The sequence below is a fragment of the Streptomyces sp. NPDC047014 genome, from assembly GCF_040644195.1.
GTDB lineage: Bacteria > Actinomycetota > Actinomycetes > Streptomycetales > Streptomycetaceae > Streptomyces.
This window is the reverse complement of record NZ_JBEYVX010000065.1, coordinates 1-18,011: the sequence shown is the minus strand read 5'-3', so window position 1 is coordinate 18,011 and position 18,011 is coordinate 1. Positions and strand designations below refer to the sequence as shown.

Sequence of the window (18,011 nt, the reverse complement as noted above, 5' to 3'; positions counted from 1 at the left end):
CGGAGCGGGGCGGCGGGAGCGGTGGCACGGGCGGCTGGAACTCAGCCGCGAAGGACTCGGCGGGCTCGGTCGGCGGGCCGGGGTGGCAGTGGGGGAAACGCAGATGAGCAAGCGAAAGATGGTCAGGCTCCGCAACGAGGTGCTCGCGGGGCTCGGCCGGCCTGTCCCGGCGGACCCGGACGCGCTCTTCGAATCGCTCCGGGCGGTCCTCGAACGCATGGTGAACGAGAACAGCACCACCGGGCCCTACCGGCCCGTCAGGCTGCTGTTCCGGGAGTTCCCCGAAGGCACCGCAAGCGGCCTGACGCTGTTCTTCGACGACCGGCTGGTGATCGTCGTCGAACGCCACACCACCACCCTCCACCAGCTCGTGATCTTCGCGCACGAGATGTGGCACGCCCTCATGGGCCAGTGCCGCGCCCACGGCACGAGCCTCGACGAGATCTCCGCCGCCGCCCGCTCCTTCGGCGGCGAGCTGGCGCACACCGACGTGCTCGCGCTGGCCGCCCGTACGCACTTCCAGACACGCGAGGAGAACGACGCCGAGGCGTTCGGGCTGCTCCTGGGAAGCAGCTGCCGCGAGATCCTGGAATCCGGCGCCGGTGCCGGAGCCGCCCCCGCCAGCGGGCTCGCGGCCCGCATCCAGTCCAGCATGGGCCGGGGCTTCTGACGATGGACGGGTCGGACTACTACATACCCGCCCTCGTACTGGCCGTCGCCCTGCTCGTACGGATGCCCTCGCTCTGGCAGAACCGGAACTCCCCGATGGCGCGGGCCATCTTCGTGATCATCGCGGCCTCGGGCGCCGGCTTCGTCTTCGCCGCACCGCCCACCGTGGAACGCGTCAACCGGCTCACCGGAGTCCCCAACGTCTCCGCCCTGATCGTCTACTCCTTCCTCTCCTGCCTCTCCTGCGCCTCGCTCGTGCTGCTCATCCACTGGCGCGGCGGCCGCACCGTACGCCGCCAGACCCGACTGTGGATCGCCACCACCTGCTGCATCCTGCTGACCTTCTGCGTCCTCTTCACGCTCAGCGAGGTCCCCCTCGAACGGCCCCGCGACCTCGACACCTTCTACTCGACCACCCCGTACATCCGCGAGATGATCGTCCTCTACCTCACCTCGCACGCCGCCACGGCCACCGTCGTGATGACAAAATGCTGGCGGTGGTCGAAGGAGCTCCGCGCGGCGAAGGCCGACTGGACCCGCTGGGGCCTGCTCATCCTCGTCACCGCCTTCGGCCTCGGCCTCGCCTTCGCCCTGCTGAAATTCGCCGCGGTGGGCGCCCACTGGGCCGGTACGGACACCTGGGACTGGCTCAGTACGGACATCGCGCCGCCCCTCGCGGGCCTGGGCGCCGCCATGACCACCGTCGGCTTCCTCGTCCCCGTCGTGGGCCCGCGGCTGCAGTCAGCGTACGACGCCTGGCGCGCGTACCGCCGGATGGAGCCGCTGTGGCGCGCACTCGGCCCGTGGGGGAGCGGGGCGCGCATGCGGATCCCGCTCACCTCCTCCGCCGAGATGCGCGCGACCCTGCGCGCCACCGAGATAGCGGACCGGCTGCTCAGACTCGCGCCCTCCTTCGACGCCGCGCACCAGGAGGCCGCCGAGCGCTACGCGGCGGCCAAGGGGTACGGGCAGGAGGCCGTCCTCTTCGTGACCGAGGCGTTCCGGATCCGGGCGGCCCTGCTCTCGGCCCCCGCGGCCGCGAACCGGGCCACGGAGGCGGCGCCCGCGCCCGTGCCCGCGCCTGCCACCCTGTCCGCCTCCGCCCCCGCCTCGCCCTCCGTCCGTATCTCCGGGATCGACGGACTCGCCCGGCTCAGCCGCCACTTCTCCGAGATCCACGAAACGGGCACCGCCACCGGCACTGCCACTACCCCCAACCCCGCCCCGCTCACCGCCCCCGCCGACCCGCCCTCCCGCACCGGAGGAGGCCGCCGGTGACCGCCGGGGACGCCTTCCTCTGCGCGGCCGGCGGCCTCTTCGTGGCCACCGCCCTCAAGCTGCGCGCCCTGCGCAAGAACCCCGGCGACCCGCTCCTGCGGGCCGTCTGCGCCATGCTCTTCGTCGCCGCATTACTCTTCCTCGCGGCGGCCCCCCAGCACATCGCCGCGATGAACGACCTGATCGGCGCGCCCAACGCCGCCGCCCCGGTGGTCTACTGCATCATGACCGCCCTCGACGGGATCATCATCGTCCTGCTGATCCAGTGGCGTGGCAACGAGGACGAGCGCCGCACCCGGCGGCAGACCCGCCTCTGCCTCACCGCCTACGCCGCCGTCATGGCCGCCCTCCCCGTCCTCTTCCTCCTCGGCGACGCGCCCGTCGAACGGCTCCGGGACTTCGACACCTACTACGCCAACACCCCCCTCATCCGCGAGATGATCGTGCTCTACCTCGCCGCGCACAGCGTCGCCGCGGCCACCATGACCGTCCTGTGCTGGCGCTGGGCCCGGCAGGTGCCGGGCATCCTCCGGGCCGGCCTGCTCATGATCGCCGCGGGCGCCACCGGTACCTTCGCCTACGACGTGCTCAAGTACACCGCCGTCTTCGCCCGCTGGACCGGCCACGACCTCGACTGGCTCAGCAGCCGGGCCGCCTTCGCCGTCTCCGGGGTGTCCGCCGTGCTGGTCGCCGCGGGCTTCCTCGTCCCGCCCGTCGGACAGGTCGCCTCCTCCTCCTGGAAGGCGCTGCGCCGCTTCCGCCAACTGCGGCCGCTGTGGCTGGAGATCCGGCCGGAAATACCCCCCACGAACCCGCGGGCCATGGGCTGGTGGAGGTCCGTCTCCCTGCGCCTGACCCAGCGCGAACGGGACATCCACGACGTGGTGCACCGGCTCGGCCCGTACTTCGACGCCGCGACGGGACGGGCCGTCTACGCCGCCGCCCTGGCCGAACACCGCGAGCGCCGCCGGGCCCGGGAGGAGGCCGACGCCGCGGTCATCGCCGCCGCCGTCCTCGCCAAACGCGCCGCCGGGCCCGTCTTCTGCCCAGGTCGCAGGTGGGTGGTGACCTCCGTGGAGGACCCCCAGGACCTGGTACGGGTGGCCCGCGCGCTGGCCCGTTCCCCGCGCGTACGGGCCATCCGCGGGGCGGCCGCGCCGCCCGGGCCGGCCCGCGCCTGAGCCCCGTACGCCCGCCCGCGCCCGCTTCGCGCGGCGAACAGGGGGACCCGCCGACAGCGGCCGAAAAGCGACGGCGGACACTACGGACACTGACGACATGTCACCGGCCACGACCATCTGGGGGATTTCCATGCGCATCGCCGCACCGCTCGACCTGCCCAACGGCTCCCGGCTGCCCAACCGGGTGGCGAAAGCGGCCATGGAGGAGAGCCTGGCCGTCCAGCCCGGACAGCTCCCCGGCCCCGAGATAGAAGCCCTGTACCGCAGATGGGCCGAGGGCGGGGCCGGTCTGATCATCACCGGCAATGTGATGGTCGACAGACGGGCGCTGACCTCGCCCCGGACCATCGTGCTCGACTCCGCCACCCCCCTGGAGCCCTTCCGCCGGTGGGCCGCCGCCGCCGGATCGGGGGGCGGCCAGGTGTGGATGCAGATCAACCACCCGGGCCGCCAGGTCCGCGCCGACCTGCCGGGGGTGGCGTGGGCGCCGTCCGAGGTCGCGGTCAGCCTCGGCAAGCACACCGCTCTCTTCGCCCGCCCCCGCGCCATGGACGAGGCCGATATCGAGGCCACCGTCGCGCGGTTCGCCACCACCGCGGGGCTCGCGGAGGAGGCCGGCTTCCACGGGGTCCAGATCCACGCCGCGCACGGGTACCTGCTCAGCCAGTTCCTCTCCCCGCTGGTCAACCGCCGTACCGACCGCTGGGGCGGGGAGCTGGAGAACCGTGCCCGGCTGCTCGTCGAGATCGTCAAGGCCGTACGGGCGCGGGTGTCGCCGGGGTTCGCCGTCGGGATCAAGATCAACACGGCCGATTTCCAGCGCGGCGGCTTCGACGTCGAGGACGTGGCCCGGGTGCTCGGGCTCGTCGCGGACCTCGGCGTCGACCTCGTCGAACTCTCCGGCGGTAGCGTCGAGAGCGCGGCGACCATGGGCCGTACCGCCGACGAGACCACCCTGGACCGGGAGGCGTACTTCCTCGGCCTCGCCGAACGCCTCGTCGCCACCTCCACGGTCCCCCTCATGCTGACCGGCGGGATCTGCCGCAGCGCCACCGCCGAGCGCGTGCTCGACCGGGGCTTCGCGGTGGCCGGCGTGGCCACCGCGCTCGCCCTCCACCCCGACCTGCCCGCGCGGTGGACGGCCGGCGAGGACGTGCACGCCCCGCCGCCGCGCCTCGGCTGGCGCGACCAGGACCTGGCCAGCGCCGCGATCCTGGCCATCGTCCGCGCCCACCTGACCCACCTCGCCCGAGGCCGAACCGGCACCCCCCGCCTCCCGGCCCGCCTCACCTTCATCCGCGACACCCTGACCGCCCGCCGCGCGGTACGCGCCTACGGCACCTGGCTGGCGAGCAGCCCGGCCCCGGAGCCCACCCGCGCCGGGACCCCGGCCCCGGAGACCCATACCGGCGAGGTGGCGCTCACGCCGGAGGCCACCGGTACGCCGGAGGCGGCGTACGGCACCGGCCTGGCGGGGGACCTGGTCCCGGATGCCGCCCAGGCCGGGGCTGCGACCCCGGAGGCCCTGGCCGGGAACGCGGCCCGGGCCGCCCGCATCAGCGAGGCGGCGAGCACGCCGGAGGCGGTTGGCACGCCCGGGGCCCCCGGGACACCCGAGGCTGCTGGTACGCCCAAGGCGGTAGGTACGGCCTGAGTCCGCAGGCCCGGGCGTGCCCGGACGGGCGGGTACGCCCCGACCCGGCGGCCCCGCCCCTCTGCTTCCCCGAGCACCACCCGTCTTCCGAAGCCACCACCCGAACCCCGTCCCGGTCCCCGGGCTCGGGCGCCGAACCCGGGCTCCGGGGGCCCCGCCCCCTGCGCCCCGTCCGCCCACCCGAGCCCAGGATCCCGAATCCCGGACCCTGACCCTCAAATCCCGTACCCCGGACCCCAATCCCGACGCACGCACCCGCGCCTCGGGCCCCGGGCGCCGGCCCACGCACCCGACCCCCGCCCCCGCACTCCCACCCGATCCCGTCCCCCCGGCGGCCGCCCCCGCAGCAAAGACCCGCCCGCAGAAAGCAGGAGCACATGCCCCCCGATGCCCACCCCCGTGCCCGTCGAGCTCTCGTGCTCGGGGGCGGGCTTGCCGGTTCGTTGGCCGCGGCCGCCCTCGCGCCGTACTGCGACAGCGTCGTCATCGTGGAGCGGCACGCCCTGCCCGACGAACCGCGCCCCCGACGGGGGCTTCCGCAGGCGCGGCACGCCCATATGCTCTGGGCCGGCGGCGCGGACGCCATCGAGGCGCTGCTCCCCGGCACCACCGCCCTGTGGACCGCGCGCGGCGCCCGCCGCGTGTCCCTGCCCAACGGGATGGTCTCCCTTTCCCCCGGCGGCTGGTACCGGCGCTGCTGGCCCGAGGTCCAGTACCTGATCAGCGCCAGCCGCGACCTCCTCGACTGGGGCGTGCGCACCCGGCTCCTCGACGACCCCCGGGTCACCCTGCTGACCGGGACCGAGCCGCTGCGCCTGCTCGGCACCGCCTCCCGCGTCACCGGCGCCACCGTCCGCCGCCCCGACGGCAGCACCGCGGACCTCGAAGCCGAGCTCGTCGTCGACGCCATGGGCCGCACCTCGCCCGGTACCGGCTGGCTCGCCGCCCTCGGCGTCCCCGAGGTGCCCGAGACCGTCATCGACGCGGGCGTCACCTACGCCAGCCGCCGCTACCGCGCCCCCCGCGTGCCCGCCGACTGGCCCGTCATCAACATCCAGGCGGACTCCCGGCTCCCGATGGCCGGAAGGGCCGCCACCATCCTCCCCATCGAGGACGGCGCCTGGCTGGTCAGCGTCTCCGGCACGCGCGGCGGCGAACCCAGCAGCGACGAGGCCCGCTTCGAGGAGTTCACCCAGCGGCTACGCAGCCCCCTCGTCGCCGAGTACCTGGCGCGGGCCGAGCCGGCCGGCCCGGTGACCGTCACCCGTACCACCGCCAACCGCCGCCGGCACTTCGAGAAGGTCCGCATGCCGGAGGGCTTCCTCGCCATCGGCGAGGCCGCCACCTCCCTCAACCCGGTCTACGGCCACGGCATGTCCGTCGCCGCGCAGAGCGCCCGCGCCCTGCACGCCCTGGCGGCGCGGCAGGACATCGCCGCGCGCGGCTTCGCCCGCCGCGCCCAGCGCGCGATCGGCCGGCCCGCGGCCGCCGCCTGGCTGCTGGGCGCCGACCAGGACATCCTCTTCCCCGGCGCGGAAGGCAGGCGTCCGACCCGCGCCGACCGCCTGGCCGGGCGGTACGTCCACCGCCTCATCCGGACGGCCTGCTCCGACCTCACGGTGGTCCGCGCGCTCACCGACGTGATGACCCTCCAGACGGGCGCCGCCGCCCTCGCACACCCGAAGGTCCTGCTGGCCGCGCTGCGCGGCCCGCGCCTCCCGGCGCTCGACGGGCCCGCCCTCACCCCCGAGGAGGAAAGCGTCAAGACCGCCCCGGGCCGAGACACCCCGTACGGGCAGGAGGTCGCGCCCCGGCCCTGACCCGTACGGCGGGGGCACCGCGAGCGGTGGACACGTACGGACAGCGGTGGACAGGGCCCGCCCCCTGCCGGGCCTGGGAAGTGGACACCGCCCGGCGGGAGTCTGGGCCCCGTCCACCCCCTGGACGCACGCGGGGGAGCGGGCCGGAGCCGACAGCGTCGTCGGCGCCGCCCGCCCCCCGGATGCGCCCCGGCACCGCACCACCGCGCCCCGCCCCACCCCGAGGAGCCCCACCATGACCTCCCGCCAGAACCGCCAGAACGGCCCCATCCGCCCCACCCGCCCCCTGACCGTGCTCGCCGCCGCCGCGGCCCTCTGCGCGGCCACCGCCACGACCGCCGCCGCCTCCCCCTCCGCGCCGGACGCCGCACTCCGCACCCCGCGCATCGTCACCGACTGGGCCCGAGCCTGGAACGGCAGCGACCCCCGCGCCCTCGGCGCCCTGTTCACCGCCGACGGCGTCTACACCGACAAGGCCGTCGGCGTCGCCTTCCACGGCCGGAAGGAGATCTCCGGCTGGAAGGCCCGCGCCGACAGCCTCATCGACAACGTCCACGTCACCGTGCGCACCGCCCGCCGCGACGGCGGCCGTATCACCGTCGAGTCCGTCTACGCCGGTCATCTCAAGGGCGCGCCCAAGCCGTTCGCCGTACCGATGACCACCCTTCTGGACCTGGACCCCGGCCGCTGCCGGATCGCCTCCGACGAGGACCACTACAGCCTGCCGCTCGTCCTGTCCCAGTCCGGACTGCCCGCCGACTGGACCCCGCCCACCCCCTGACCGTCCCGCACTCCCTCACCGTCCCGCACCCCCTGCCCCTCCCGTACCGCACGCCCCACGCGACGGCCGCCGTTCCCTACACTGACGGGCATGGCATGCCGCATCAGTGAACTGGTCCTCGACTGCGCCGATCCCGAACGTCTCGCCGCCTTCTGGAGCGAGGTCCTCGGATATGTGGAACTGAGCCGGGAGGACGACGGAACCATCGAGATCGGGCCGCCGGACGCCGGCTTCGGCGGCCTCCAGCCCACGCTGGTCCTCAGCCCGGGCGACGGCCCGCGCACGGGGAAGCTGCCGCTGCACATCGACGTCAGCGCCACCGACCGCGACCAGGACGCCGAGCTGGAGCGGCTGCTCGCGCTCGGCGCCCGGCCTGCGGACGTCGGCCAGACCGGTGCGGAGACCTGGCACGTCCTGGCCGATCCCGAGGGCAACGTCTTCTGCCTCCTGCGCCGCCGCCTCGACTCCTGAACGGCCCCGGCGCGGGCCCGCGTTAATTCGCTGGTGCGGGATCCGGCCGCGCTTGTACGGTGGCGCAGCGACCGCGCCTCCCGATGCGCTCGGCTGCGGCTACTTCCTTCTGACAACCCAAGTGACGCCGCCGCCCTCCTGGATCTCGGCAGGCGCGGGCGCTTCCGCCCGGCGCGCCCTACGGCCCCGGGCCCTCCCGTTCCTTCCACCCGGGGGATTCCCTGCCTCGTCGTCACATCCCACGCGTCTCGAAGGTCTGGTCCGAGATGCTGGTGGCCCCGCATGTCTCGGCGGCCGCCGCCCGTTCCCTGCCTCCCGAGTTCCTGCACCACCGCGGCTACAAGCCCTACCCTGAAACGCGTACGTACGAGGGCGGTCCGGGCTTCGTCCGCGAGCCCCGCGAGGAGCTGTTCCTCCTGGCGGTCTCGCACCTCGCCGGGCAGCAGGCCACCTACGAGAGCGGCGCCGAGCGGGACCAGCGCTTCACCGGGCTGGTCCGGCGACTCGCCCTGGAGGACCCCGAGTGGACCGCCGGCCTGCTGCGCTGGCTCCGCGCCGAGGGCAATCTCCGCAGGGCTCCGCTGATCGGCGCCGCCGCCTATGTCCGGGCCCGGCTCGCGGCCGGTGCCTCCGGCGGGCCGTCCAACCGCTCCGTGATCGACTCGGTGCTCCAGCGCGCCGACGAGCCCGGGGAACTCCTCGCGTACTGGATCCCGCACTACGGGCGGAACCTGCCGCAGCCCGTGAAACGCGGGGTCGCGGACGCCGTCCGGCGCCTCTACACCTCGCGGTCGCTGCTCAAGTACGACACGGCCTCCCACGACCTGCGCTTCGGCGATGTGCTCAACCTGGTGCACGCGGCGCCCGACCCGGCCAAGCCCTGGCAGGGGCCACTCTTCCAGTACGCGCTGGACCGCCGCCACCACCCCGAGCGGGCCGTCCCGCCCGCCACCGACCGCCTGCTGACGGCCCATCGGGAGCTGATGGAAACGCCCGCGCACGAGCGGCGGACGCTGGTGACCGGGCCGGACGGCGCCGAGCGGCTGGCCGCCGCCGGGATGACCTGGGAGGCGCTGGCGGGCTGGCTCGGCGGGCCGCTGGACGCCGCCGTCTGGGAGGCGGTGATCCCGTCCATGGGGCCGATGGCGCTCCTGCGGAACCTGCGGAACTTCGACGGGGCGGAGGTCCCGGACGAGCCCGCGGCCCGGATCGCCGTACGGCTCGCGGACCCGGCCGAGGTGGCCCGGTCCCGGCAGTTCCCCTTCCGCTACCTGGCCGCGCGCCGGCACGCCCCGTCGGCGCGCTGGGCCGCCGCGCTGGAGGAGGCGCTGCAGCACAGCCTGGCCCCAGGTACCGTCCCTGCCAGGCCGGACCCTGATCCTGGTGGACCGGTCGGACTCCATGTTCTTCGACACCCTCTCGGAGCGCTCGAAGCTGACCCGGGCCGACGCCGCCGCCCTCTTCGGCACCGCCCTGGCGATGCGGGCCCAGCGGGCGGACCTGGTGGAGTTCGGCTGGGGCAGCGCGGGGGTGCCGTTCGCGCCCGGCGAGCCGCTGGCGGAGGTGCTGAAACGTTTCCACCGGCTCGGCGGCACCCACACCGCGAAGGCGGTGCGGACCCACTACCGGGAGCAGGACCGGGTCCTCATCGTCACCGACGAGCAAGCGGCTCCGGTCGTCCCCCACATGCGCTCGGGCGGGCGAGGTGTGCTGGGTGAGCCCGTCCCGGCCGATTTCGTCCCGGCCGAGGTCCCGGTCTACACCTGGAACCTGGCGGGCTACCGCTTCGCCCATGGCTCCGCCGGGCCCCACCGGCATACCTTCGGCGGCCTCACGGACGCGGGCTTCCGGATGGTCGGCCTGATCGAGGCGGGCCGGGCGGCCGCCTGGCCGTGGAGCCCCGGGAGCGGAGCCCGGGGAGTTGGAACCCCGACAGGTGGAGCCCCGGAAAGCGCAGCCCCGGGAGGTTGAGCCCCGGGAATGCCCCGGGAATACGTCCTCCCCACCTTCCGTTCAGGGGTATAGTTGAATCGTAAACAACTTGGAAGGGGAGCGAGCCATGCAGTTCGGGATCTTCACCGTCGGAGATGTCACGGCCGATCCGACGACCGGACGCACGCCCGGTGAGCACGAGCGCATCAAGGCCATGCTCGCCATCGCGCAGAAGGCCGAGGAGGTCGGCCTCGACGTCTTCGCGACCGGCGAGCACCACAACCGGCCGTTCGTCCCCTCCTCGCCGACGACGATGCTCGGCTACATCGCCGCCCGCACCGAGAAGCTGATCCTCTCCACCTCCACCACGCTGATCACCACCAACGACCCGGTGAAGATCGCCGAGGACTTCGCGATGCTCCAGCACATCGCGGACGGGCGTGTCGACCTGATGATGGGGCGTGGCAACACCGGGCCGGTCTACCCCTGGTTCGGCAAGGACATCCGCGACGGCATCGACCTCGCCATCGAGAACTACGCGCTGCTGCGCCGCCTCTGGGACGAGGACGTCGTCACCTGGAAGGGCAAGTTCCGCACCCCGCTCCAGTCCTTCACCTCCACCCCGCGCCCGCTCGACGGCGTCGCGCCCTTCGTCTGGCACGGCTCCATCCGCTCGCCCGAGATCGCGGAGCAGGCCGCCTACTACGGTGACGGCTTCTTCCACAACAACATCTTCTGGCCCGCCTCCCACACGCGGCAGATGGTGAACCTCTACCGCGAGCGCTACGCCCACTACGGGCACGGCACCCCCGAGCAGGCCATCGTCGGCCTCGGCGGCCAGGTGTTCATGCGCAGGAACTCCCAGGACGCCGTGCGCGAGTTCCGTCCGTACTTCGACAACGCGCCCGTCTACGGGCACGGTCCGTCCCTGGAGGAGTTCACCTCGCAGACCCCGCTGACCGTCGGCTCCCCGCAGCAGGTGATCGAGCGGACCCTGTCCTTCCGGGACTACGCGGGGGACTACCAGCGGCAGTTGTTCCTGCTGGACCACGCGGGTCTGCCGCTCAAGACCGTGCTCGAACAGCTGGACCTGCTGGGGGAGGAGGTCGTACCGGTGCTGCGCAAGGAGTTCGCGAACCTGCGGCCGGCCGGGGTACCGGACGCGCCGACGCACCCCGCCCGGGTGGCGGCGGCCGCAGCGGAGCACGCCACGGACCAGGCCAAGGGCCAGGCCAAGGGCCAGGCCGAGGACCAGACCGTGGACCAGGCAGAGAAGGAGACGCGGGCATGAGGATCGTCGTCGTATCGGCGGGGCTGAGCTCCCCCTCCTCCACGCGGCTGCTCGCCGACCGGCTCGCCGCCGCCACCCTGGGGCGGCTCGACGCCGGGCTCGAAGTGATCGAACTGCGGGAGCTGGCCACGGAGATCGCCCAGCACCTCGTCACCGGCTTCCCGCCCGCCCGGCTGGCCGCCGCGCTCGACGCGGTGGCGGCCGCGGACGGCCTGATCGCCGTGACCCCGGTGTTCGCCGGCTCCTACAGCGGCCTGTTCAAGTCCTTCTTCGACCTCATCGACAAGGACTCCCTCACCGGTAAGCCCGTCCTGCTCGGCGCGACCGGTGGCACGGCCCGGCACTCCCTGGTCACCGAGCACGCCATGCGCCCGCTGTTCTCGTACCTGCGCGCGCTCGTCCTGCCCACCGCCGTCTACGCCGCCTCCGAGGACTGGGGTGACGAGGGGCTGGCCCAGCGGATCGCCCGCGCGGGCGCCGAGCTGGCCCGTTTCCTCGCACCCGCCGCGCGGGACAGCGCCCCGGACACCACCCCGGACGTGGACACGGCCGCCGCGATCGCCCCGCCCCGCTCGTCCACGGGGGCGATCACCTCGGTCGACCCCGCCGACGGCTTCCAGGTGGTCCCCTTCGAGCAGCGCCTCGCCGCCCTGCGGGTCTGAGCCCCAGGGCCTGTCCGGCGGATCAGGACCGGGTCGGCCGGACAGGCCCTACGCCCCCTCGCCGACGGGCACGGCCAGGCGCTCCGCCACGGCCGTCAGGGCCGTGCCCAGTGGCGCCGCGACCCGGGTGACGGCCAGCCCGTCGCCCCGGGTCGGGTCCCGGTTCACGATCAGCACCGGCTTCCCCGCCCGCGCGGCCTCGCGGACGAAGCGCAGCCCGGACATCACGGTCAGCGAGGAGCCCAGGACCAGCAGCGAGGCCGCCCCGCCCACCAGCTCCCGGCAGAGCGCCACCCGCGGCGGCGGGACGGATTCGCCGAAGAACACCACATCGGGCTTGAGCACCCCGCCGCACACGCCGCACGGCACCACCCGGAAGTCTCCGACCTGCTCGTCGGTGAGATCGGCGTCGCCGTCCGGGTTCAGCGCGGCGGCCACCGGCGCGAAGCCCGCATTTGCCTCCTCCAGCCGCCGGGCGAGCTCACCGCGCGGGACCACGGAGTCGCAGGACAGGCAGACGACCCGGCCCAGGCTTCCGTGCAGCTCCACCACGCCCGCGCTGCCCGCCGCCTGGTGCAGCCCGTCCACGTTCTGGGTGATCACCCCCGCCAGCAGGCCCTGCCGCCCGAACGCGGCGACGGCCCGGTGCCCCGCGTTGGGCCGGGCCCGCCCGAAGGTGCGCCAGCCGAGGTGGCTGCGCGCCCAGTAGCGGCGCCGGGCCCGCTCGGCGCCGACGAACTCCTGGTAGGTCATCGGGGTGTGCCGGCTGAGGCTGCCGCCCTCGCCCCGGTAGTCGGGGATGCCCGACTCCGTGGAGATTCCGGCCCCGCTCAGCACGAGCACACCCCCGGCGGCCAGTACGTCGGCCACCGGCCCCAGATCGGTGGTACCGGGCGGCAGCCCCTCGGGCGGGCTCCAGCTCAGCGTGGGACGCGTACGCATGCAGCCAGCGTACGGAACCCCGCCCGCGAACGACTCCCCGCGGCCTCGGCCACCGCCCCCGGGCGCGGAAACCCCTGGAACGGGCGCCGCCCCGCCGCCTACGCTCGGCCGCATGCCCCGCTCCCCGAAAAAGGCCCGCAGGCTCGTCGCGGACGGCCGCGCCTACCTGTGGACGGTCCGCCACGGGCACCGCGTCCTCCCGGACGGCGGCTGCCGCAAGACCCTCACCCTCTGGCCGGAGCCCTCCGGCAGCGGCGGCGCCCTGCGCTTCGTCTTCGACGAGGGCCCCGGACGGTACGTCGCCGGTTTCACCACCGGATCGGGGGAGGTGGGCGAGAACGGCGTCGGCGCCCTGAACCTCCACGAACCGGGCACCGTACGCTTCCTCCTCGATGCCGCGCGGGCCCGTGCAGGGGATCCGGCGCAGCGGCGGGAGACGCGGCTCGACGGCTGGGACTTCCTCAAGGAGGCCGTTGCCGTACGGGGCTGAGCCGCAGGGGACACCTTGGCGCGGCGGGGGAGCCGGGGGCAGGTTCCGGACAATCCGTGCCGAGGGTGGGCGCGGGGGCGCAGGGGCGGGTTTCGCGGGCAGGCGATGAGTACGCGCAGGGCGCGCCGCACGGGCGGGGCGCCCGCTCAAGGAGGGCTCATCATGCTGATCACCGTCATCCGCACCGGCGGATTCGCGGGCGGGGAGCGGACCGCTTCCCTCGAAACGGAGTGCCGCCCCGACGGCCCCGCACTGGAACGGCTGGCCGAACGCGCGCTCGCCGATGAGGGTCCCGTCGGCCGGGATCTCGTACCGGACGCCTTCGGCTACGTCGTCCACATCGACGGCAAGGTGGTGGACTTACAGGACCCCTACCTGACCGAGGCCCAGCAGCAGCTGGTCGACGCGGTCCTGGCCGAAGCCGCCTGAGCGGCGGCGCGGGCGGGGGCGGGGGGTGAGAGTGAGCGTGCCGTGCCGGTCCACCATGCCCGGCACGGCACGCTCACCGCGTGCTAGACCACCATGGCCAGCCGCTCGCGGACCACGGCCAGCGCGGCGTCGATGTCCCGCGTGCCGGTCGTCACGCACAGCGTGTACACCACGTCCTCGACCCGGCTCCCGGCCGGCTCCTCATGCCCGGCGTCCCGCAGCGCCGACCTGGTCTCGTACTCCTCCACAAGCCGTGCCAGCACGTCGGGGTGAGCCATCATCACGAATCCGCTCCTTCTTCACACCTGTCGCCTTGACGGGGGCCAGGACGCCACCGTCGCCCGTCTGCCCCGGACCGCGCCCCCCATGCGCCACGGCCTCCCCGTCCGCCCCGCCCCCACGGTCGGGGGCGGGGCGGAAGGGCGGATTTCAGCCGGCCGGAAGAGCCGCCGCGACCGACGCCGCGACCGGTGCCGGGACCGGCGCCAGCCCCGCCGGGCGGCTCGTGAAGACACCCCGGCCCTGGGTGCGCCCGCGCAGCCGCGACGCGTAGCCGAACAGCTCGGCCAGCGGCACCACGGCCGTGATCACCGCGTTCCCCGCCTCGGACACCGAGCCGGAGACCCGACCGCGCCGGGCCGCCAGATCACCCAGCACCCCGCCCACGGCCTCCTCGGGCACACTCACCGTCACCTCCACCACCGGCTCCAGGAGTTCGACCGCGCACCGGCGCAGCGCCTCGCGCAGCGCGAACCGCCCCGCCGTCCGGAACGCCAGCTCCGAGGAGTCCTTGGAGTGGGTCGCCCCGTCGGTGAGGGTCACCCGCAGCCCCGTCACGGGGAACCCGCCCAGCGGCCCCTCGGCGAGGGCGTCACGGCAGCCCGCCTCCACGGCCCGCGCGTACTCCTGCGGCACCCGCCCGCCGACCACCGTCGAGCGGAAGGCGAAGGCCGTGTCCTCCAGCGGCTCGACGTCCAGCACGATCTGCGCGAACTGGCCCGCGCCACCGTCCTGTTTGACATGCCGGTGCACCAGACCGGTCACCCCGCGCACCACCGTCTCCCGGTAGGAGACCTGCGGCCGGCCCACGGCGACCTCCACCCCGTGGCCGCCGCGGATCTTCTCCACCGCCACCTCCAGGTGCAGTTCGCCCAGCCCCGACAGCACCGTCTGACCCGTCTCCGGATCGGACCGCACCACCAGCGAGGGATCCTCCTCGGCCAGCCGCGCCAGCGCGGACGCGAGCCTTCCGGTGTCCGCGGAGCGCCGCGCCTCCACCGCCACCGACACCACCGGCTCGGCCACGGACGGCGGTTCGAGCAGCAGCGGAGCCCCGGGCGCGCACAGGGTCGTGCCCGCGCGGGCGGATTTCAGCCCGACCACCGCGACGATCTCACCCGCCACCGCCTCCTCCCGTTCCTCGTGCCGGTCGGCCTGCACCCGCAGGATCCGCCCGACGCGTTCCGTGCGGCCCGTGGCCGCGTCCCGTACGGTCTCTCCCTTGCGCAAGGTGCCCGCGTACACCCGCAGATAGGTGAGCCGGCCCGTCGCCGTCGCCGTGACCTTGAACGCCAGCGCCGTGAACGGCTCCGCCGGATCCGGCGCGCGCTCCTGCTCCACCCCGTCCGCCATGCCCCGTACGGGCGGCATGTCGGCGGGAGCGGGCAGATAGGCGAGCACCGCGTCCAGCAGCGGCTCGATCCCGCGGTTGCGGTACGCCGATCCGCACAGCACCACGACACCGTCACCGCTCAGCGTCAGCTCCCGCAGGGCGCGCGCCAGCGTCGCGTCGCCGAGCGCGGAATCCGCGCAGAACTCCTCCAGCGCCCCGGCGTGCAGCTCCGCCACCGTCTCCTCCAGCAGCCGGCGCCGCCGCTGCGCCTCCTCGCGCAGCGCTCCGGGCACCGGGCCGGTCTCGTACGTGTCCGAGCCCGCGGGCCAGTGCAGCGCGCGCATGGCCACCAGGTCGACGACGCCCGTGAAGGCGTCCTCCTGACCGATCGGCAGCTGCACGACCAGCGGTACGACGCCGAGCCGGTCGCGCAGGGACGCGACCGCCGTGTCGAGATCGGCGCCCGCCCGGTCCAGCTTGTTGACGAACGCGATGCGCGGTACACCGTGCCGGTCGGCCTGCCGCCACACGGTCTCGCTCTGCGGCTCGACCCCGGCGACGGCGTCGAACACCGCGACCGCCCCGTCCAGCACCCGCAGGGAGCGCTCGACCTCGTCGGAGAAGTCCACATGCCCCGGGGTGTCGATCAGGTTGACGCGGTGGCCCTCCCAGGTGCAGCTGACGGCGGCGGCGAAGATGGTGATGCCGCGGTCGCGTTCCTGCGGGTCGTAGTCGGTGACGGTGGTACCGGTGTGCACCTCGCCGCGCTTGTGGATGGTGCCGGTCGCGAAGAGGATCCGCTCGGTGATCGTGGTCTTCCCGGCGTCCACGTGGGCGAGGATGCCCAGGTTGCGGACGGCGGTGAGGGAAGCGGAAGCGGAAGTATTGGTGCGGGGTCGCCCGTTGGCGCGCATGGCCCGAGGCCCTTTCGAACGAGGTGGAGAAGGGGGCGGCGCGAATCCCCGACGCGGGCCAGGGCCCACCCGTACGCACCCCACGGCGGCGCCCGCCGCACCGCCCGGGACGGAACCGGGGGCGGCACAGAGGTACGGCGCAGGGGGAAAGCGGAGGGTGACCGTGCCCGAAGGCGGGTCAGGGGTCAGCGGTGACGGCCGCGCAGCGGACACCGCGCGTCACGAGACACCGGGATCACGTCGTACCGGGACGGGGGAGCGAAGGCGGCGGTGCGGTACGTACGCATGGCGGCGGCTCCCCTTCTCTTCTTCGGGCTCGGTACACGGCGCGCGGTACCGGTGGGCAGCGCGCACGGCGAGTCTAGGGAGCCGGGCGGCCCACGGCACCGTATTTTCCCGGCCCTCGGACCTTTGGCCCCTTGGCCCCTTGGCCCCTTGGCTTCCTAGCCCCTTGGCCCTTCGGCCCAGGGCCGCCCGCCTCAGCCCCGGCGCGTCAGTGGCAGCCGCAGCACCAGCCGGGCGCCGCGCGCCGACCCCTCCGCCGTCAGCGTCCCTCCGTGATGGGTGCTCAGATCGCGGGCGATGGCCAGGCCCAGACCGGCCCCGCCGTGGTCGCGGCTGCGCGCGTCGTCCAGCCGCGTGAACCGTTCGAAGACCCGCTCCCGGTCGGCGTACGGGATCCCCGGCCCGTCGTCCACCACCTCCAGCACCGCACGCGGCCCCGAAGGCCCGCCCGCCGTCCACAGGGTGACCGCCACACTCCGCTCGGCGAAGCGCTGCGCGTTGTCCACGAGGTTGGTGACGATCCGGCCCAGCCACAGCGAGGAGGCGCTGACCTCGACCTCGGCCGCGAGGTCCAGCCGTACGGGCACCCGGTCGCCCACCCGGGCCTCCACCACCTCCCGTACCAGCGCGCCCAGATCCAGCGGCACCGCCGCCACCGGCTGCGCCGCGTCGATCCGGGCGAGCAGCAGCAGGTCCGCCGCGAGCCGCTGGAGCCGTTCGATGTCCTCCAGCGCGCCGCCGATCAGCTCCGGCCACAGCTCCGGATCCCGTACGGCCAGGGCCACTTCCAGCTGGGTCCGCAGGACGGTGATGGGGCTGCGCAGCTCGTGCGAGGCGTCCGCGATGAACTGCCGCTGGCGGATCCCGGAGGACTCCAGCCGGTCCAGGGTGGCGTTCATGGTCTCGGCCAGCCGGGCCACCTCGTCGCGCGTGGCGGGCACCGGCACCCGGCGGTGCAGTTCGCGGTCGGAGATCCCCGCGACCTCGGCGCGGATCGCCTCCACCGGCCGCAGCGCGTGCCCGGTGACCCGCCAGGTCACCAGGGCGACCATGGCCAGCAGCAGGGGTACGCCGATCACGAGCGCGGCCGTCGTCGTGTCGTCGGCGGCGTCCAGACCGCGCAGGGAGGCGCCCGCGTAGACGGTGGCCGGACCGTCCGGGGTGTTCGTGACCACTTGCACCACCCGCTGACGGTGCTCCCCGTCCACCGGAGGCACGTACCAGGTGTGGGCGCGGGCGCCCGGCGGCCCGGGGACGGCCGGGGGCAGGGCGGGGACGGCGCCCAGGTTCGGGCTGGCGAACAGCAGCCGCCCGTCGGCCCCCACCACCTGTACGAACTCGACCCCGCGGGCGGGCAGCCGGGCGCGGCCCAGTTTCCCGGCCGCGGCGAGCTGCGCCACGGTGTCGGCCTGCCGCCGGGCGTCCCGCTCGGCGTTCCGCAGCAGATTGGCCTCCAGCAGCCCGAGCAGGGCGAACGAGGCCAGCGACAGGGCCGCGGCCACCACCACGCTCGCCCCGACCGTGGCCCGCGCCCGGACGGTGGTCGGCCACAGGCGGCGCAGCCCCGGCCACCGGCGCGCCGCCGCGAGGGCGAGCCCGG

Annotated in this window: 15 protein-coding genes and 1 pseudogene; 12 read left to right on the top strand and 4 right to left on the bottom strand. The window is 74.5% G+C overall.

From position 1 onward, the window contains the following. Positions 1–103: 103 nt before the first annotated feature. The 10 genes and pseudogenes from ABZ873_RS26070 to ABZ873_RS26025 all read left to right on the top strand — a co-directional run bounded on the left by ABZ873_RS26070 (position 104) and on the right by ABZ873_RS26025 (position 11,739). Positions 104–670 carry a toxin-antitoxin system, toxin component gene (locus ABZ873_RS26070; protein WP_360876334.1) on the top strand — a complete coding sequence of 189 codons (567 nt, stop codon included), beginning with the start codon at positions 104–106 and terminating at the stop codon, positions 668–670. A gap of 2 nt (positions 671–672) precedes the next feature. Further along, entirely contained in the window at positions 673–1,947 is a 1,275-nt protein-coding gene (locus ABZ873_RS26065) for an MAB_1171c family putative transporter (protein WP_360876332.1), read from the top strand. After that, a complete protein-coding gene (locus ABZ873_RS26060) occupies positions 1,944–3,128 on the top strand; it encodes an MAB_1171c family putative transporter (protein ID WP_360876330.1) in 1,185 nt (394 codons plus the stop codon). Before ABZ873_RS26065 ends, ABZ873_RS26060 begins: the two co-directional genes overlap by 4 nt. A gap of 97 nt (positions 3,129–3,225) precedes the next feature. Beyond that, the gene (locus tag ABZ873_RS26055; RefSeq protein ID WP_360876328.1) at positions 3,226–4,782 is read left to right on the top strand and encodes an NADH:flavin oxidoreductase/NADH oxidase family protein; all 1,557 of its coding nucleotides are present in this window, start codon (positions 3,226–3,228) and stop codon (positions 4,780–4,782) included. Between the two features lie 377 nt (positions 4,783–5,159). Next, on the top strand, positions 5,160–6,602 hold the full coding sequence (locus ABZ873_RS26050; protein WP_360876326.1) for a pyridine nucleotide-disulfide oxidoreductase: 1,443 nt from the start codon (positions 5,160–5,162) through the stop codon (positions 6,600–6,602). Positions 6,603–6,837: 235 nt separating this feature from the next. After that, positions 6,838–7,383, top strand: a complete 546-nt coding sequence (locus ABZ873_RS26045; RefSeq protein ID WP_360876324.1) for a nuclear transport factor 2 family protein — start codon at positions 6,838–6,840, stop codon at positions 7,381–7,383. 90 nt (positions 7,384–7,473) lie between these two features. Beyond that, positions 7,474–7,854 carry a VOC family protein gene (locus ABZ873_RS26040; protein WP_360876322.1) on the top strand — a complete coding sequence of 127 codons (381 nt, stop codon included), beginning with the start codon at positions 7,474–7,476 and terminating at the stop codon, positions 7,852–7,854. Between the two features lie 266 nt (positions 7,855–8,120). Further along, a pseudogene (locus ABZ873_RS26035) lies at positions 8,121–9,825 on the top strand (TROVE domain-containing protein). 88 nt (positions 9,826–9,913) lie between these two features. Then, on the top strand, positions 9,914–11,077 hold the full coding sequence (locus ABZ873_RS26030) for an LLM class flavin-dependent oxidoreductase (RefSeq protein ID WP_360876320.1): 1,164 nt from the start codon (positions 9,914–9,916) through the stop codon (positions 11,075–11,077). Continuing rightward, positions 11,074–11,739: a CE1759 family FMN reductase gene (locus tag ABZ873_RS26025; protein WP_360876318.1), complete on the top strand. Its 666-nt coding sequence runs from the start codon at positions 11,074–11,076 to the stop codon at positions 11,737–11,739. The genes ABZ873_RS26030 and ABZ873_RS26025 overlap by 4 nt, the downstream gene beginning before the upstream one ends. A gap of 48 nt (positions 11,740–11,787) precedes the next feature. Here the strand turns inward: ABZ873_RS26025 and ABZ873_RS26020 are convergent, their stop codons facing one another. After that, entirely contained in the window at positions 11,788–12,681 is an 894-nt protein-coding gene (locus ABZ873_RS26020; RefSeq protein ID WP_360876316.1) for an NAD-dependent protein deacetylase, read from the bottom strand. 112 nt (positions 12,682–12,793) lie between these two features. On the opposite strand from ABZ873_RS26020, the gene ABZ873_RS26015 reads away from it, so the two are divergent. Continuing rightward, on the top strand, positions 12,794–13,171 hold the full coding sequence (locus tag ABZ873_RS26015; protein ID WP_360876314.1) for a hypothetical protein: 378 nt from the start codon (positions 12,794–12,796) through the stop codon (positions 13,169–13,171). 162 nt (positions 13,172–13,333) lie between these two features. Further along, positions 13,334–13,600: a protealysin inhibitor emfourin gene (locus tag ABZ873_RS26010; protein ID WP_360876313.1), complete on the top strand. Its 267-nt coding sequence runs from the start codon at positions 13,334–13,336 to the stop codon at positions 13,598–13,600. Between the two features lie 83 nt (positions 13,601–13,683). Here ABZ873_RS26010 and ABZ873_RS26005 read toward each other — a convergent pair whose 3' ends face one another. The 3 genes from ABZ873_RS26005 to ABZ873_RS25995 form a co-directional block, all read right to left on the bottom strand. Further along, positions 13,684–13,881: a DUF5133 domain-containing protein gene (locus tag ABZ873_RS26005; RefSeq protein WP_360876311.1), complete on the bottom strand. Its 198-nt coding sequence runs from the start codon at positions 13,879–13,881 to the stop codon at positions 13,684–13,686. 148 nt (positions 13,882–14,029) lie between these two features. After that, positions 14,030–16,126, bottom strand: coding sequence for an elongation factor G (gene fusA / locus ABZ873_RS26000; protein WP_360876309.1), 2,097 nt, complete (start codon positions 16,124–16,126; stop codon positions 14,030–14,032). A 479-nt stretch (positions 16,127–16,605) separates the two neighbouring features. Next, positions 16,606–18,011 (bottom strand): ATP-binding protein (locus ABZ873_RS25995; RefSeq protein WP_360876307.1); only part of this gene is annotated, 1,406 nt, incomplete at its 5' end.

Coding starts and splice junctions, on each gene's coding strand:
- ABZ873_RS26070 (WP_360876334.1), top strand. CDS start 104: ATGAGCAAGCGAAAGATGGTCAGGCTCCGCAACGAGGTGCTCGCGGGG.
- ABZ873_RS26065 (WP_360876332.1), top strand. CDS start 673: ATGGACGGGTCGGACTACTACATACCCGCCCTCGTACTGGCCGTCGCC.
- ABZ873_RS26055 (WP_360876328.1), top strand. CDS start 3,226: ATGTCACCGGCCACGACCATCTGGGGGATTTCCATGCGCATCGCCGCA.
- ABZ873_RS26050 (WP_360876326.1), top strand. CDS start 5,160: ATGCCCCCCGATGCCCACCCCCGTGCCCGTCGAGCTCTCGTGCTCGGG.
- ABZ873_RS26045 (WP_360876324.1), top strand. CDS start 6,838: ATGACCTCCCGCCAGAACCGCCAGAACGGCCCCATCCGCCCCACCCGC.
- ABZ873_RS26040 (WP_360876322.1), top strand. CDS start 7,474: ATGGCATGCCGCATCAGTGAACTGGTCCTCGACTGCGCCGATCCCGAA.
- ABZ873_RS26030 (WP_360876320.1), top strand. CDS start 9,914: ATGCAGTTCGGGATCTTCACCGTCGGAGATGTCACGGCCGATCCGACG.
- ABZ873_RS26025 (WP_360876318.1), top strand. CDS start 11,074: ATGAGGATCGTCGTCGTATCGGCGGGGCTGAGCTCCCCCTCCTCCACG.
- ABZ873_RS26020 (WP_360876316.1), bottom strand. CDS start 12,681: ATGCGTACGCGTCCCACGCTGAGCTGGAGCCCGCCCGAGGGGCTGCCG.
- ABZ873_RS26015 (WP_360876314.1), top strand. CDS start 12,794: ATGCCCCGCTCCCCGAAAAAGGCCCGCAGGCTCGTCGCGGACGGCCGC.
- ABZ873_RS26010 (WP_360876313.1), top strand. CDS start 13,334: ATGCTGATCACCGTCATCCGCACCGGCGGATTCGCGGGCGGGGAGCGG.
- ABZ873_RS26005 (WP_360876311.1), bottom strand. CDS start 13,881: ATGATGGCTCACCCCGACGTGCTGGCACGGCTTGTGGAGGAGTACGAG.
- fusA (WP_360876309.1), bottom strand. CDS start 16,126: ATGCGCGCCAACGGGCGACCCCGCACCAATACTTCCGCTTCCGCTTCC.